Genomic DNA, 14753 nt, shown 5'->3' with positions numbered 1-14753 from the left:
TTGGTTGCCTGTTGTTATTTTATATGCAACCAAATGGCTGCCTGTCAAGGCATGAATCAAGTCGGCCTGAAAACAGGCGATCACATCGAAAATTGGGTAGGGGATCAGGGCTCGCGGCGCATCTCGCCGGCCATCTCATTCGCCAGCAGCTTCTTGTCGAGACCGTATTTCTGCATCTTCTCGTAAAGCGTCTTGCGCGAAATGCCAAGGGATTCATAAACCGGCTTCAGGCTGCCGCCATGAGCAACGAGCGCGCTGGCAATCACGCCGCGCTCGAATTCGGCCACGCGCTCGGCAAGCCCCGCAGCCTCGGCCTGCCTGCTGCCGCCATCGAGGCCGAGCACGAAGCGATCGGCGGCATTGCGCAATTCACGAACATTACCCGGCCAGTCCCGCTGCGCAATGTCGGAAACCACATCCGGCGGCACGAGCATCTCGTCCTTGCCGTAGCGCGCTGCCGCCTCCCGCACGAGCTGCAGGAAGAGCAAAGGAATATCGGCCCGGCGCTGAGAAAGCGACGGCACGTGAATGGTTGCAACATTCAAGCGGTAAAAGAGATCGGCGCGGAAGCGGCTCGCGGCGACTTCCGCCTCCAGATCGACCTTGCTGGTCGCGATAAAGCGCACATCAAGTGGAACGATCTCGTTCGAACCCAGCCGCGAAATCATCCTCTCTTGCAGCACGCGCAAGAATTTCGCTTGCAGGTCAACCGGCATGGAACCAATCTCGTCGAGCAGAATGGTCCCACCCCGCCCATGTTCAAACTTGCCGTAGCGCGGCCGGACTGCACCCGGAAAAGCGCCGGCTTCATGCCCGAAAAGCTCGCTCTCGATGAGGTTCGCCGGGAGTGCCGCGCAATTGATGGCAATGAAGGGCCGATTTGCCCGTGCGCTTATATCATGCAGCGCACGCGCCACCACTTCCTTACCCACACCTGTATCGCCCACGATAAGTGTATCAGCGTCGCTCGCTCCGATCGCGCGAATACGATAGCGCAGGTCGACCATAATCTGCGTGCGGCCTGGCAGCCGTGCCTCGATATCGTCACGCTTGCCGGCGACGGCCTTCAGCAACCGGTTCTCCAGCACGAGACTGCGTCGCTCCATGGCGCGGCGGATGACGCCGGCGAGCATCTGCGGCGTGAACGGCTTTTCGATAAAGTCATAGGCGCCCTCGCGCATCGCCTTGACGGCCAGCTGCACATCGCCGTGGCCGGTGACGAGAATGACCGGGACCTCAGTATCGAGTTCGCGGATCTTCTGCATCAGCGTCATGCCATCCATACCCGGCATGCGGATATCGGTGACGACGACACCAGGAAAACTATAGCCGATCAATTCCAACACATGATCGGCGTTGGAAAAGGTCTCGACACTAAAGCCGGAAAGCTCCAGCGCCTGCGCCGTCGAACGCCGCAACTCCTCTTCATCGTCGACGAGCAATATCTTCTGTTCGTTCATTCGGCCGCCTCCGGCATCATGCCCGCCGCGGCCGAAAGCTCGATACGGAATACCGCCCCGCCCTCCTGATGGTTGGAGACGGTCAGGCTGCCGCCAAAATCCTTGATGATGTTGTAGGAGATGGAGAGACCGAGCCCCAGCCCCTTGCCGACGCCCTTGGTAGTGAAGAACGGGTCGAAAATACGCTCGGCAATCGCCGCCGGCACGCCCGGCCCGTGATCGCGTACGGTCAGGATCACCCTGCCAGCCTCTTCGGATGCCGAAACCTCGATGCGCCGATCCTCCAGTCCCTCAACAGCGTCGGCCGCATTCGAAATCACGTTGACCAGCACCTGCTGCAAACGCACGGAGCCGGCCTTGACCACCGGCGGCCGCGCTCCGAGATGCAGCCAGAGATCGGCATCGGCCGCCTTCAGGCGCCAGGCGATGATCTCCAGGGTGTCGCGGATCGCCTGCTCGAGCGGCACGGGACCGAGCTTCTCATTCGGCTTACGGGCGAAATTGCGCAGGTGCCTGCTAATGGAGGCCATGCGGTCGATCAACCCGCCGATGCGCTGGATATTGTCCTGCGCTTCTTCCGTACGACCTCGTTCGAGCAGAACGGCTGCACTGTCCGTATAAGTTTTGGCGGCGGCAAGCGGCTGGTTGAATTCATGCGAGAGTGCTGCCGACATCTGCCCGAGACCGGCAAGCTTGCCCGCCTGGATAAGATCCGCCTGCGTCTGCCGAAGCTGCTGTTCGGCGAGCCGCCGCTCGGCGATCTCCTCCTCGATACGGCTGTTGACGCGGGCAAGGTCGGCTGTGCGCTCATCGACTCGCCGCTCCAGCTCGTTCTGCGCCTCGGCCTGCAACTGCAATCGCTCGGCGAGCCGCATTCGCCGCTGCCGAAGAATGGCAAATGTCAGCGCAGCAATGCAGAGAATGAGGAAGACGACGACCAGGGCAGTTCGGGCCTGCGTGCGGATGGAGCTCGTGTCCATCAACACGTTTACCGTCCAGTCTTCGGCAGGCATATAGTGCGAGAGGACGAGATATTCGTTTTGCCCGAGACCGCTGGCGAGGGTCATCAGATCATGATCCTCGAACCGATGGCGGATGACCGGTAGTTCGACGAGCTTCGCATTGGCATAACGCCGCGATGCCTCGGTGCGCGCCACGCGATCCGCACTCAAAGGCAGGATCGCCCCGTAGAGCCAGTCGGGACTATCGGACATGAAGATGATGCCCTCGGGGTCGGAGACGAAGATGCGATACTCACCACCGCTCCAGGAGGATTCAATAACATCGATATCCACTTTGAAGACGATGACGCCCCGGATTTCCCCATCGACCGAGATTGGCGAAGAGAAATAATAGCCGCGCTTCAACGATGTGGTGCCGAGCGCATAGAAACGAGCCTGATGCCCCCCAATCGCCTCCTGGAAATACGGACGGTAGCTGAAGTTTTCGCCGATAAAACTGCCGGGACTGTCGTAGTTGCTGGCGGCGATCGTCTCGCCATCCGGCTGAACGACATAAATATCTGACGATTTCAGCAGCCCGTTGATTTCCTTGAGGTAGAGATTGGCACCCTTACGAAGGGACTGGTCATCTGGTCGGCTCACCAGCTGCTTGATATCGTCGTGATCGGCAATCAACGCCGGCAGGGCTTCATAACGGCTGAGATGGCCGCTCAGCGCCGCGACGGCAAGTCTCAACGCCGTGCCCGCTTGCGCCGAAGCTTCGCCCATATAGGCGCGTGTAGCAACCGCGCTCCCGTAATAAAAGAAAGCGAAAACAAGCAAGGGTGCGACGCAAAGTGCCGCAATGACACGATAGCGCGAAGACAGTGTCTCGCTCCTCCCTTTCCGCCTCCGCTCCCCGTGGAGGCATAACCCGACGGCTCCAAGTGTAATGAGCGCGGTCGGGATTTCCAAGAGGCGCCAAAACTTGACACCTGTCAGATGCAGATGTCTGATTGCTGCACTGCAAGGAGACCGCCATGAGCGAAGACCGGATCCCAGAAGATAGCAAGCTCACGACATCTAAGCGCCGCTGGGCGGCAGAAGGAAAGTTCCTGACCGGCCGCATCAGCCGCCCGGAAACAGAGCGCCTGCCGCCGGGTCAGCATCTGGTCAAGAACTGGCCGGTCCTCGATCTCGGCCAGCAGCCGGTCATTTCCATCGAGAGCTGGCGACTGGAGGTTCGAGGCCTCGTCGAGACGACGCTGGACCTCGATTGGGCAGCCTTCCAGGCGCTAGAGCAAAGCACCTTCGTCAGCGATATCCATTGTGTGACCACGTGGTCGCGCTACGACAACAAATGGAAGGGTGTCTCGACCCGCGACCTGCTCGATCTTGCCATGCCGAAAGCCGAAGCCAGCTACGTCATGCTGACCAGCTATGACGGTTACACGACCAACCTGCCGCTCTCGGATTTTGCCGCCGAAGATGCCATTCTCGCCACATCATGGGAGGGCTTGCCCCTCAGCCCCGAGCACGGCGGGCCGATGCGCCTCGTCGTGCCGCATCTCTATTTTTGGAAAAGCGCCAAATGGCTGCGCCGCATCGATCTGCTGTCGGCAGACAAGGCAGGTTTCTGGGAAAAGAACGGCTACCACATGTATGGCGATCCATGGCGCGAGCAGCGCTATTCTGAAGACTAAACCCTGAGAAGTCGCTTAGCGCCAAAGAAGCCGAGAGCGAGCAGCGCTGCAAATCCGGTGAACCAAGCCATGCTCGCCGGATGCAGCGGAATTTCGCTCCAGCGCGGCCGAACCACATCGCCGGTGTTGAACCCCTCGCCGCTGAACCGGCACGTCACCAGCGAAAGCCCGCGTCTGACCATGTCGACATCGACCGCAGAGGCGATTTCACCCGCGGCAGCAGCCTCCTGCGGCATGTCGCGCATAGCGAGCAGTACGGCCTTGGTCGCGGCGAGATAGGCATGGGCGCATTCATTGAAGGGGCTTTCCTCATCCGTCACGCTGCCCGGCACCCGGCCCCAGAGACAGTAGGAATACTGGATTTCAGCATAGTTCAGCACGCGCCGGAAAGGCTCATTTGTATCGACCGCGCTTGCGGCGAGATCCATGATATGGCCGCGATAGTCGGCAATCACAGCCATTTCCCCGTGAGATATTTCGGGCACCGGCAACCCGGCATGGCTGCCTTGGCTCCCGCCTCCATGCGCGGATGCGCCGGCCGCGATCAGCAGCGCAAGGCCGAAACAAAGGAGAGGGAATCCGTTTTTCATGAGACGTCCAAAGTCCAGACGCAGCGAACCGCAGAACGATAATCCTCGTAAGGAAGGAGGGAGCCGCAAGCCCCCTTTCCGCTACTTATCGAAAGGCCGGGCGCGGCCCGCTCTTCGCGCCGAGCCGCTTCTCCGCCATCGCCCCGAAAGCCAGGCCGAGAACCAACCAGAGGATCATATGCATGCCTAGCGTGGTCGCGCGGAAGCGCCATAGCACCATGGCAGGGAAATTCTCCGGCACTTCGTTGATCGACGGCAGCAGATATTCCACCAGACCGATAAAGCCGACGAAGAGGACGCCTGCAATGATCGCCGCATTCCAGACGCCGTAGCTTGCCGCCAACCTGCGCGCAATCGCAATGGCCGCGATCAGCGAAGCAATCGAGACGACGATCATCAGGAAGAACAGCTCTGTGCGCGCACCGATCGTATCCGAATTGCCGACCGCCGGCGGATTGGCCGGATATTTGATTGCTGGGATGATGACGAAGGCGACGAAAGCGGCGGCGGCAATGACGGCCGAAGTGCCGCGTGCCGAAAGATTGCTGAAGCGGCCGTGCACGAAGGCAAAGACCAGAGCAAACAGCCCGCCGATAGCAACGCTATAGGCCATCACTCCGATAAAGAGCCCAGGCCCCGCCTGGGTGGCGCGGCTGACGATTTCGGGTTCTGCGGCCTCGCCGGCAGCTCGAGCCGCGGCCTCTTCGAAGGTGATGGCCGCATCGACGAGCGGCTCGCCGAAGAACCGCGCAAAAGCAAAAACCAGGATACCGGCAATCGCGCCCGCGATCATGCCGCGAAGCAGAAGATTTCCAACCATGTGAAACACTCCCCTGAAGCATGTCTCGCAAAAGAGTTCAGTTTTGCGATGACGACATGCAAAACAAAAACCTAAAGCGTATCGAGCGGATCTAAAAGAGCGCGCCGCGCTTTAGTGGCAGGGGAAGCCGAGAAGGTGGCGGGCGTCATGCACGAATTCGTGCACATACATGCCGTTGAAGAGCGCCATCGCGCCTTCTTCCGTACCGACGAAATAGATGGTGATGAGCATCAGCAGGCCACCGAAGATCGCCCAAGGCAGAATCTCGCCGAGTGGGATAACTGCAGGTGCTGCGGCGGGTGCAAAAGTGGTATCAGACATGTATTCCTCCTGGAATGACGCGTTCAGTCGAAAATCTTGCGTGCAGTAGGGTCTGACTTCCAACGCGAAGAATTTCGACACGCTGGTCACAGTGGCGCGACCGCGCCGGAGTTTCACCGGCTTCCAAACCCGCAACGTCACGGTTATATCTGCACGCCAAAGACACTGTCAACGAAACTTCATATGCGGGCGGAGCCATCCCGCCCTATCTCAGGAGGGCGCCGCGAAACGTGACCACTCGCCTTACATGGATCTGCCACGGCGCCACGTCCGCCAATCGGACCGCTTCCTTTCCGGCAGATGAGCCGCTGGAGGAAAAGGCGCTGAGCGAGACAGCGTTGCCGATACCAGGACGAGCGGATAGGGTATTCGTCAGCCCGGCGCTGCGAGCCCGACAGACGGCCGAAATGCTGGGCTTTGACGCGATCCTTGCTCCCTCTCTCAGGGATTGCAATTACGGTCGCTGGGCGGGAAAGCCGCTGACCAGCCTTCACTCCGAAGAGCCCGAAAACGTTGCGCTCTGGATGTCCGATCCCGATGCTGCGCCACATGAGGGCGAGAGCCTGCAACAGCTTGGCAAACGCATTGCAGGCTGGATGAACGAGGAAATGCCGCTCGGCGGGCATGTTGTTGCGGTTACGCATGCAGCCGTCATCCGCGCCGCGGTCCTGAATGTGCTAAAAGCGCCGCCCGCCGCGTTCTGGACCATCGATGTCCAACCTCTCGGCGCGGCGCGCATGACGCACGACGGCCGCCGCTGGTCGCTACGTTTCTGAATAATCCTCGTAAATTAGTCCAGCCTTACACAAGCAAACACGGTCATCCATACTGAACCCGGAATTCCGGGCTCTACGTCCTTCCCCGAGGAGACGAAAAATGACCTATGACTGGAGTGGGGAGCGCACGCGGCGCATTCGCATCGTGCGTATCGCAACTATCGTCGCCGTTCTCATCGGCGTAGCGATCAGCCTGCCATTGCTGATCAACGTCGCCTGAACTGTCAGAATACGTCAAAGGCGAGCGTGCCATAGCCGCTCGCCTTTCTCCCTTCACCCACAACGGCCATGAAAGGCCAGGTCAGTGTTTGCTGCCCCTGGGTATTGCGGTGTTGGTGATCGATACCGGATCGCTGGCGGGAAAAGTACCTTCAAGTCCTTCGTCCAATTGTTCTTCCATCGCCTCCTCGTCACCCCGTGAACGGGCATTCCTTAACGCAGATGGCCGCTCGTTATCGCCCTCGCGGATTGGCGCCGTGGCGAAGCGGCTCATAACCTCCCGCGCCTTTTCCACTGCATTCAGCCGATTCAATTGCTGTCCGCGATCGCTCCTGATCTGCACGGAGACGACTTCGCCGCCGTCGCCCACGAACTCGACCGTAAAACCACCTTTGCCGCCGTAGGCGGGAATAACCTGGGTGCCGACAAGTTGCATGAGATCGTCCTCTCTCCTGGATGGTTCCGGAAAACGACTTGAGCAGCACATTGGTTCCGCTCAGGGCGAGCGGATGCTATCAACCTTCAACTCCACCCGTAGAGACGCATGATCAGAGGGCGTAATCCTTCCGCACTTCGATCCCCGCGATCCGCCCTGGATTGAGGCATAAAGCATCAGGCGACTAGAGGTTCAAATTGCCGGTAACATTCGGCGTTTCTTGCAACATGTCAGAGGCTGTGCAACCCAAATGCACGTGCTTGTTTCGATGAATTCTCAAGCACATGGCACATTCCCCAACAATTCGCCTTCAGGTTTCAATAAACACTTCAGACTTTCATGATAGTTCCGCCGCGGGTGGAGATGGAGACACTGATGCCGAAGTTCTTCAGGACGAGGGCGGGAAGGCAATGTCTGATGATCATGGCGCTTGGTGCGGCGCTATGGATTTCAGGCGCCCTGCTTGATGTCGATAGCTGGCTCGTCATTTTCATGAACAGCTTTGAGAATTACGGTGCCGATAAGTTTGTGCTCGCCCTCGGCATCGCCGGCGCGATGAGTTTCATCTACTCGGTGTTGCGCATTGCAGATCTTCGCAAGGAGATGCAGCTTCGCGATGCCGCCCAGACGCGCGCCGACTGGATTGCCACCCACGACCACCTGACCAAGCTTCCAAATCGCTACGCCTTCGAACGCAAGATCCTGCCCAAGCTTGCCGACAAGGAAGGCGATATTCCCGACGAGGCCAGGAACAACGTCACTATCTTCTCCGTCGATCTCGACGGTTTCAAGAAGGTCAACGATCTCGTTGGTCACAAAGGCGGCGACGTTCTGCTTGTCGAAGTGGCCAAGCGCATCTGCGCGCTGGGTAATGCCGACTGCGTCTATCGTTTCGGCGGCGATGAATTCATCGTCATCGCCCTTGGCCTCACCGCAGCACGCGAGGAGTGGTTCGCCAAAATGCTCATCCACGCGGTCACCCGCCCCATCCCGATCGATGGCTTTGCCGTCGAGGTCGGCGCCAGCGTTGGCTACGACCGCTGGAACGAAGGTGCAGAGCCGCTGGAGGATGCTGCCCACCGCGCCGACCTTGCCATGTACGAGGCGAAATCGCGCGGCCCCAATCACCAACTGATCTTCGAGCCGTCCATGCAGGGCAAGGTAGCGGAACGCGCCTCGCTGGAGACCAAGCTGCGCAGCGCCATTCAGGCCAAGGCGATCAAGACCCACTACCAGCCGCTGATCGATCTGAGGAGCGGCAGGCTCTGCGGCTTCGAGGCGCTGGCCCGATGGACTGACGAAGACGGCATGAATATTCCGCCTCCAGTCTTCATCGGCATCGCCGAAGAAACCGGCATGATCACCGAACTGTTCGAAAATCTCCTCACCCAGGCCTGCAACGACGCCCTCGCCTGGCCTGATCACGTCAGGCTTTCATTCAACGTGTCGCCTGTGCAGATGGAGGACAAGCTGCTTGCCTCCCGCATTTTCAAGGTACTTGCGGCAAGTCGGCTGCCTGCCAGACGGCTGGAAGTGGAAATCACCGAAAACGCGCTGATCCAGGACCCGGCAATCGCCGCCCATATTCTCGATGAGTTGCATGAGGCGGGCGTGCAGATCGCGCTCGATGATTTCGGCACGGGCTATTCGAGCCTCGCACAGCTCGCCCGCTACCGTTTCGACAAGATCAAGATCGACAAGAGCTTCATCGCCACCTGCCGGGAAGATGAGAAGCAGGAAAAGATCGTCCGCGCCATGCTTGCCCTCGGAAAAAGTCTCAACATCAAGACGACCGCAGAAGGTGTCGAGGAACACTCCCAACTCGCCACTCTGCTTCAGCTCGGTTGCGACATCGGCCAGGGCTATCTCTTCGGAAAGGCGATGCCCGCAACCGAAGCGGGCATCTTCATCAGCAATCAGAATGTTGGTCTGGCCTCCACGGCCTGAGCGACTTCAGAAGACCTGACGCAGGATCACGAAGAGCAGGAAGGCGATCGCGATCGAAGCCGGAAGCGTCAGCACCCATGCCATCAGCATGTTGCGCACGGTGGACCATTGCAGGCCCGAACCGTTTGCCGCCATCGTGCCCGCCACGCCGGACGACAGTACGTGCGTGGTCGAGACCGGCAGGCCGAGATGGTCGGCGGAGGCGATCGTCACCATGGCGACGACTTCCGCAGCAGCACCCTGACCATAGGTCAGATGCGTCTTGCCAATCTTCTCGCCGACGGTGACGACGATACGCTTCCAGCCGACCATGGTACCGAGACCGAGGGCCAACGCCACGGCGACCTTCACCCACAGCGGAATGAACTTTGTCGCGTTGTCGACCGAGGCATGATAAGCGGTGACGGCCTTCAGATCACCGGCATCCATCGGCAGCAGCTTCTGCTTGTCGATGAGCTTCAGCGCCTCACCGATCAGGTAGATGTCGTTGCGGATGTTGCCGACGAGATTGGTCGGAACGGCTTCCAGTGTCGGGAAAGCAGCAACTTCAGCGCTCGTCTGATGGATATATTGCTGCAGTGCCGGCGTGGTCGCATCCGTCCAAGCCTTGTTTTTGACGGCATTACCGACCTCAGCCTTGTAGTCGGTGACGGTAATACCCGGCTTCACATATTTGCCGAGCGCCGTTTCCACCTGTGCGGACGCCATTTTATAGGCTTCAAGGTAATTGACGTCGGGTGTGCGGTTCAGCGCGAAAGCGGTAGGCACAAGACCGATCAGAATGAGCATGATCAGACCCATGCCCTTCTGGCCGTCATTCGAACCATGGGCGAAGCTGACGCCCGTGCAGGTAAAGATCAGGATGGCGCGGATCCACAGCGGCGGCGCCTGGTTGCCCTTTGGCTCCTGGTAGAGCTCGGGCTTGCGCACGAGGAATTTCAGGACCACGAGCAGGATCGCAGAAAGGCCGAAGCCGATGATCGGCGAGATCAAGAGCGACAGACCGACGCTGGCCGCCTGCGACCAGTCTACGCCGCTGGTGGCCGTGCCGGCCGGCGCCAGGAACTGGTTGGCAAGGCCCACGCCGATGATCGAGCCAACCAGGGTGTGAGAGCTCGATGACGGCAGACCGAGATACCAAGTGCCGAGGTTCCAGATGATCGCCGCGATCAACAGAGCAAAGACCATGGCAAGGCCCGAACCGGAACCGACCTGCAGGATCAGTTCGACCGGCAGCAAGGCCAGGATGCCAAAGGCGACGGCACCGCTGGACGTCAAAACGCCGAGGAAGTTGAAGAAGCCCGACCAGATGACGGCAAATTCTGCAGGCATGGACCGGGTGTAGATGACGGTTGCCACGGCATTGGCCGTATCGTGGAAACCGTTGACGAACTCGAAGCCGAGCGCAATCAGCAGCGCGAGGCCGAGAAGTATCCAGGGAACGGCAACTGCGGCAGTCAGATCACGGGCGAGAGCATAGGCAACATATCCAAGACCGCAGACCAACATGAGCCCGAACACCGGCAGAAACCATTTGCCGACGGAGTTCGAATGGTGCAGCGGATGGGAAACGTCGCTATGGCTTGGGGCAATATCGGCCATGGCATAGTTCCTTGTTCCATTTGCAAATTTGCCATTTGTTAATAAATCCCTAGCGTGAAACTCTCGTGACGCAGCCATTCGCCTTTCATCCCTTGCCTCACGACGTCATGGACCGAAATCGGCAACTAAAAATTGCTCATCGTACGGCGGAGACTTCCCACACAGCCCGATGACGCTAAGTTCGTTCATCGTCACGCTTGCCGGGAGCATCAAACAACATGCCATCGACCGATCTTCTCCTGACCTTCAACGCAGGCTCTTCAACGGTGAAGATCGGCATCTTTGCCATTGAGGATGGAAAAGTGCGGCGCATCGGCAAGGGCGTGATCGATTTCCGCGCCGAACCTCTCGCTTTCAAGCTGATGGAAGGTCCGCAAGCTTTCGATACACCGCTGAAAGCCAAGCTTACTGATGACCTGCACGCGATCATCGACGAGACGTTTGAGCTCCTTTCCGAGCATTTCGATATCAGCACCATGCGCGCTGCCGGTCACCGCGTCGTTCACGGCGGCGACCGCTTTACCGAAGCAACAGCTCTCGATGACGCCGCAATCGAGGCGATCGATGCACTCACGCCGCTGGCACCGCTTCACCAGCCGCAGGCCCTTCGTTTCATCCGGGCGTTGAAGCATCTGAAGCCTCATCTTGTCCAGACGGCCTCCTTCGATACCGCCTTTCATGCCACGCAGACCGATCTGGTGCGCCGCTTCGCCATCCCGCGCGCGCTCCACGACGCGGGTATCAAGCGCTACGGTTTTCACGGCCTCTCTTACAAATTCATCGCCGGCGAAGTTGGCAGCAGGCTCCCGAACAAACCGAAGATCGTTGCCGCTCATCTCGGCAGCGGCGCCAGCCTCTGCGCTCTGGAAAAAGGTGTCAGCCGTGATTGCAGCATGGGTTTTTCGACGCTCGACGGCATACCCATGGCCACTCGGCCTGGTTGGCTTGACCCCGGCGTCATCCTGCATCTGCTGCAGGAAAAGAAGCAATCCGCTGAACAGGTGGAAGACATGCTCTACCATCGCTCCGGTCTGCTCGGCGTTTCCGGTATCAACGCCGATACCCGCGATCTACTCGATGATAACAGCCCGGAAGCCCGCGAGGCGCTCGACCTCTTCACACTGCGCATTGCGGGCGAGATCGGCCGCATGTCGGTGACGCTCGGCGGGCTCGATGCCATCATCTTTACGGCCGGCATCGGCGAGCACCAGCCGCAAATCCGCGCGTCCGTTCTCCAGCATCTGGGCTGGCTCGGCCTTGCGGTCGACGAAAAGGCGAATGCCGCCAACGGCTTCGCGATTACGACGCCCGCAAGCCGCGTAACGGCGCATGTCATTGCTACCGACGAGGAGCAGATGATCGCGCAGGAGGCACTTTCTAAGCTTCGCTCCTGATGATCCAGATCAAGTCCCTGCCGGCGCAATCGACTAGAATTGACGTTGAACAAGTTTAAACGGGAGAAATCCATGGAAAAGCATGTCTCGACTCCAGCAGTTCTTTCCGACGCCGAACTCACGCTCATCGACCGCTACTGGCGGGCGGCCAACTATCTCTCGGTCGGCCAGATCTACCTCCTTTCCAATCCTCTACTGCGTCAGCCGCTGAAGCCTGAACATATCAAGCCTCGCCTGCTCGGTCACTGGGGCACGACGCCCGGCCTCAACTTCATCTATGCGCATCTGAACCGCATCATCCGCGCCCGCGATCTCGACATCATCTATATGTGCGGCCCCGGTCATGGCGGCCCGGGCATGGTCGCCAATACCTATCTCGAAGGCACCTATAGCGAGATCTATCCCGATGTCGCCGAGACCGAGGACGGCATGCGAAAGCTTTTCCGCCAGTTCTCCTTCCCCGGCGGGATTCCGAGCCACGCAGCACCGGAAACACCCGGCTCCATCCACGAGGGCGGAGAACTTGGCTATGCGCTCGTCCATGCCTATGGCGCAGCCTTTGACAATCCGGATCTGATCGTCGCCTGCGTCATCGGGGATGGCGAAGCGGAAACCGGCCCGCTGGCGGCAAGCTGGCATTCCAACAAGTTCCTGAACCCTGCCCGTGACGGCGCCGTTCTGCCGATCCTGCATTTGAACGGCTACAAGATCGCCAATCCGACCATCCTCGGCCGTGCCGGTGACGAGGATCTGATGCATCTTTTCGTAGGATATGGCTATGAGCCTTTCTTCGTCGAAGGCAACGAACCGGCAAAAATGCATCAGCAGATGGCCGCGGCTTTTGAGGAGGTTTTCGACCGTATCCGCACCATTCAGAAGGAAGCCCGCGACGGCAAGGTGCCGCAGGCATGCCCGCGCTGGCCGATGATCGTGCTGCGCAGCCCCAAGGGCTGGACCGGGCCAAAGGAAGTAGATGGCAAGAAAGTCGAAGGTTTCTGGCGCGCCCATCAGGTACCGGTCTCCAATTGCCGCGATGACGACGGGCATCGGAAAATCCTCGAAGACTGGATGCGCGGCTACGATCCCGAAGACCTCTTCGATGCCTCCGGCAGGCTGAAGCCGGAACTGCGGGCACTTGCCCCTGCGGGCGAGCGTCGCATGGGGGCCAATCCGCATGCCAATGGCGGTATTTTACGCAAGGAGTTGATCACGCCCGATATCCGCGCCTATGAGGTGAAGGTGGAAAAGCGGGGTGCGGCCATGGTGCAATCCACCGAGATCCTCGGCCACTATCTGCGCGACACGCTCAAACTGAACGAAACCAATGCGAATTTCCGTATTTTCGGCCCCGACGAAACGGAATCAAACCGGCTCGGCAGCGTCTTCGAAATCACCGATCGGGTCTGGATGGAGGAGATCGAGCCTTATGATGTCAGCCTGTCACGCGATGGCCGCGTCGTGGAAGTTTTGAGCGAGCATCTTTGCCAGGGATGGCTGGAGGGCTACCTGCTGACGGGCCGGCATGGCCTCTTCTCTTGCTACGAGGCCTTCATCCACATTATCGACTCAATGTTCAACCAGCACGCCAAATGGCTGAAGGTCACTCGAGAACTGGAGTGGAGGAAGCCGATTTCCTCGCTGAACTATCTGCTGACCTCGCATGTCTGGCGGCAGGATCATAACGGTTTCTCGCATCAGGATCCCGGTTTTGTCGACCTTGTCGCCAACAAAAAGGCCGATATCGTCCGCATCTACCTGCCGCCCGATGCCAACACGCTGCTCTGGGTCGGCGATCATTGCCTTAGGACTTATGACCGCATCAACGTCATTGTCGCCGGTAAGCAGCCGGAGCCGCAATGGCTGACGATGGATGAGGCGATAAAGCACTGCGAGGCCGGGATCGGCATCTGGGACTGGGCAAGTCATGAGCGCGATACCGTCGCGCCCGATGTTGTCATGGCCTGCGCCGGCGACGTGCCGACCATGGAGACGCTCGCCGCTGTCGACCTGCTGCATCAGCATATTCCGGAACTGAAGATCCGCACTGTAAACGTCGTTGACCTGCTCGCTCTGCAATCGAAAGATCAGCATCCGCACGGCCTCACGGATGAGAACTTCGACGCGATCTTCACGTCAGACAAGCCGGTCGTCTTCGCCTATCACGGCTATCCCTACCTCATCCATCGGCTGACCTATAAGCGCACCAATCACCGCAATATCCATGTGCGCGGTTTTATCGAAGAGGGAACGACCACCACGCCTTTCGACATGACCGTGCTGAACGAACTCGACCGCTTCCACCTCGCAATCGAGGCGATCGAGCGCGTTCCGGGCCTGAAGGAAAAAGTGCCTGAAGTGCTGGAGAGCCTGAGAGCTAAACTTGTCGAGCACCACGCCTACGTCCGCGAATATGGCGAGGACATGCCTGACGTGCGCAATTGGAAATGGCCTGCCTTCTGAACGATAGGCAGAATATGAAACGGACCGCACGGAAACCGCGCGGCCCTTCCCCAGCCGTGATGAGAGCAATTCCCGAATGTGCAG

Annotated in this window: 12 protein-coding genes and 1 riboswitch; of the genes, 5 read left to right on the top strand and 7 right to left on the bottom strand. The window is 59.3% G+C overall.

Annotation, left to right across the window (positions count from 1 at the left end):
• Positions 1-104 precede the first annotated feature (104 nt).
• The gene (locus FHX08_RS29360) at positions 105-1460 is read right to left on the bottom strand and encodes a sigma-54 dependent transcriptional regulator (RefSeq protein ID WP_132656882.1); all 1356 of its coding nucleotides are present in this window, start codon (positions 1458-1460) and stop codon (positions 105-107) included.
• Complete coding sequence (locus FHX08_RS29355) at positions 1457-3190, bottom strand: sensor histidine kinase (protein ID WP_245508353.1); 1734 nt, start codon at positions 3188-3190, stop codon at positions 1457-1459. The genes FHX08_RS29360 and FHX08_RS29355 overlap by 4 nt, the downstream gene beginning before the upstream one ends.
• Before the next feature lie 251 nt (positions 3191-3441).
• On the opposite strand from FHX08_RS29355, the gene FHX08_RS29350 reads away from it, so the two are divergent.
• Entirely contained in the window at positions 3442-4104 is a 663-nt protein-coding gene (locus FHX08_RS29350; RefSeq protein WP_132656883.1) for a sulfite oxidase-like oxidoreductase, read from the top strand.
• Here the strand turns inward: FHX08_RS29350 and FHX08_RS29345 are convergent.
• The 3 genes from FHX08_RS29345 to FHX08_RS29335 form a co-directional block, all read right to left on the bottom strand.
• Positions 4101-4694 carry a hypothetical protein gene (locus FHX08_RS29345; RefSeq protein ID WP_132656884.1) on the bottom strand — a complete coding sequence of 198 codons (594 nt, stop codon included), beginning with the start codon at positions 4692-4694 and terminating at the stop codon, positions 4101-4103. The genes FHX08_RS29350 and FHX08_RS29345 overlap by 4 nt on opposite strands.
• A gap of 85 nt (positions 4695-4779) precedes the next feature.
• Positions 4780-5514, bottom strand: coding sequence for a CbtA family protein (locus tag FHX08_RS29340; RefSeq protein WP_132656885.1), 735 nt, complete (start codon positions 5512-5514; stop codon positions 4780-4782).
• Between the two features lie 111 nt (positions 5515-5625).
• Positions 5626-5835, bottom strand: coding sequence for a CbtB domain-containing protein (locus tag FHX08_RS29335; protein ID WP_132656886.1), 210 nt, complete (start codon positions 5833-5835; stop codon positions 5626-5628).
• Between the two features lie 50 nt (positions 5836-5885).
• Positions 5886-5960: riboswitch (cobalamin riboswitch) on the bottom strand.
• Between the two features lie 105 nt (positions 5961-6065).
• Between FHX08_RS29335 and FHX08_RS29330 the strand changes: the two genes are divergently transcribed.
• Positions 6066-6611, top strand: a complete 546-nt coding sequence (locus tag FHX08_RS29330; protein WP_132656887.1) for a histidine phosphatase family protein — start codon at positions 6066-6068, stop codon at positions 6609-6611.
• 301 nt (positions 6612-6912) lie between these two features.
• On the opposite strand, the gene FHX08_RS29325 is transcribed toward FHX08_RS29330, so the two are convergent.
• The gene (locus tag FHX08_RS29325) at positions 6913-7266 is read right to left on the bottom strand and encodes a hypothetical protein (protein WP_132656888.1); all 354 of its coding nucleotides are present in this window, start codon (positions 7264-7266) and stop codon (positions 6913-6915) included.
• A 375-nt stretch (positions 7267-7641) separates the two neighbouring features.
• Between FHX08_RS29325 and FHX08_RS29320 the strand changes: the two genes are divergently transcribed.
• The gene (locus tag FHX08_RS29320) at positions 7642-9213 is read left to right on the top strand and encodes a bifunctional diguanylate cyclase/phosphodiesterase (RefSeq protein ID WP_132656889.1); all 1572 of its coding nucleotides are present in this window, start codon (positions 7642-7644) and stop codon (positions 9211-9213) included.
• A gap of 6 nt (positions 9214-9219) precedes the next feature.
• On the opposite strand, the gene FHX08_RS29315 is transcribed toward FHX08_RS29320, so the two are convergent.
• The gene (locus FHX08_RS29315) at positions 9220-10815 is read right to left on the bottom strand and encodes an inorganic phosphate transporter (RefSeq protein ID WP_132656890.1); all 1596 of its coding nucleotides are present in this window, start codon (positions 10813-10815) and stop codon (positions 9220-9222) included.
• Between the two features lie 218 nt (positions 10816-11033).
• On the opposite strand from FHX08_RS29315, the gene FHX08_RS29310 reads away from it, so the two are divergent.
• Together FHX08_RS29310 and FHX08_RS29305 are read left to right on the top strand one after the other, a co-directional pair.
• Entirely contained in the window at positions 11034-12209 is a 1176-nt protein-coding gene (locus FHX08_RS29310) for an acetate/propionate family kinase (protein ID WP_132656891.1), read from the top strand.
• A 72-nt stretch (positions 12210-12281) separates the two neighbouring features.
• On the top strand, positions 12282-14669 hold the full coding sequence (locus FHX08_RS29305; RefSeq protein ID WP_132656892.1) for a phosphoketolase: 2388 nt from the start codon (positions 12282-12284) through the stop codon (positions 14667-14669).
• Positions 14670-14753: the final 84 nt, after the last annotated feature.

Source organism: Rhizobium sp. BK529 (genome assembly GCF_014194105.1).
Lineage (GTDB): Bacteria > Pseudomonadota > Alphaproteobacteria > Rhizobiales > Rhizobiaceae > Rhizobium.
This window is presented reverse-complemented; position numbering and strand designations above follow the sequence as displayed.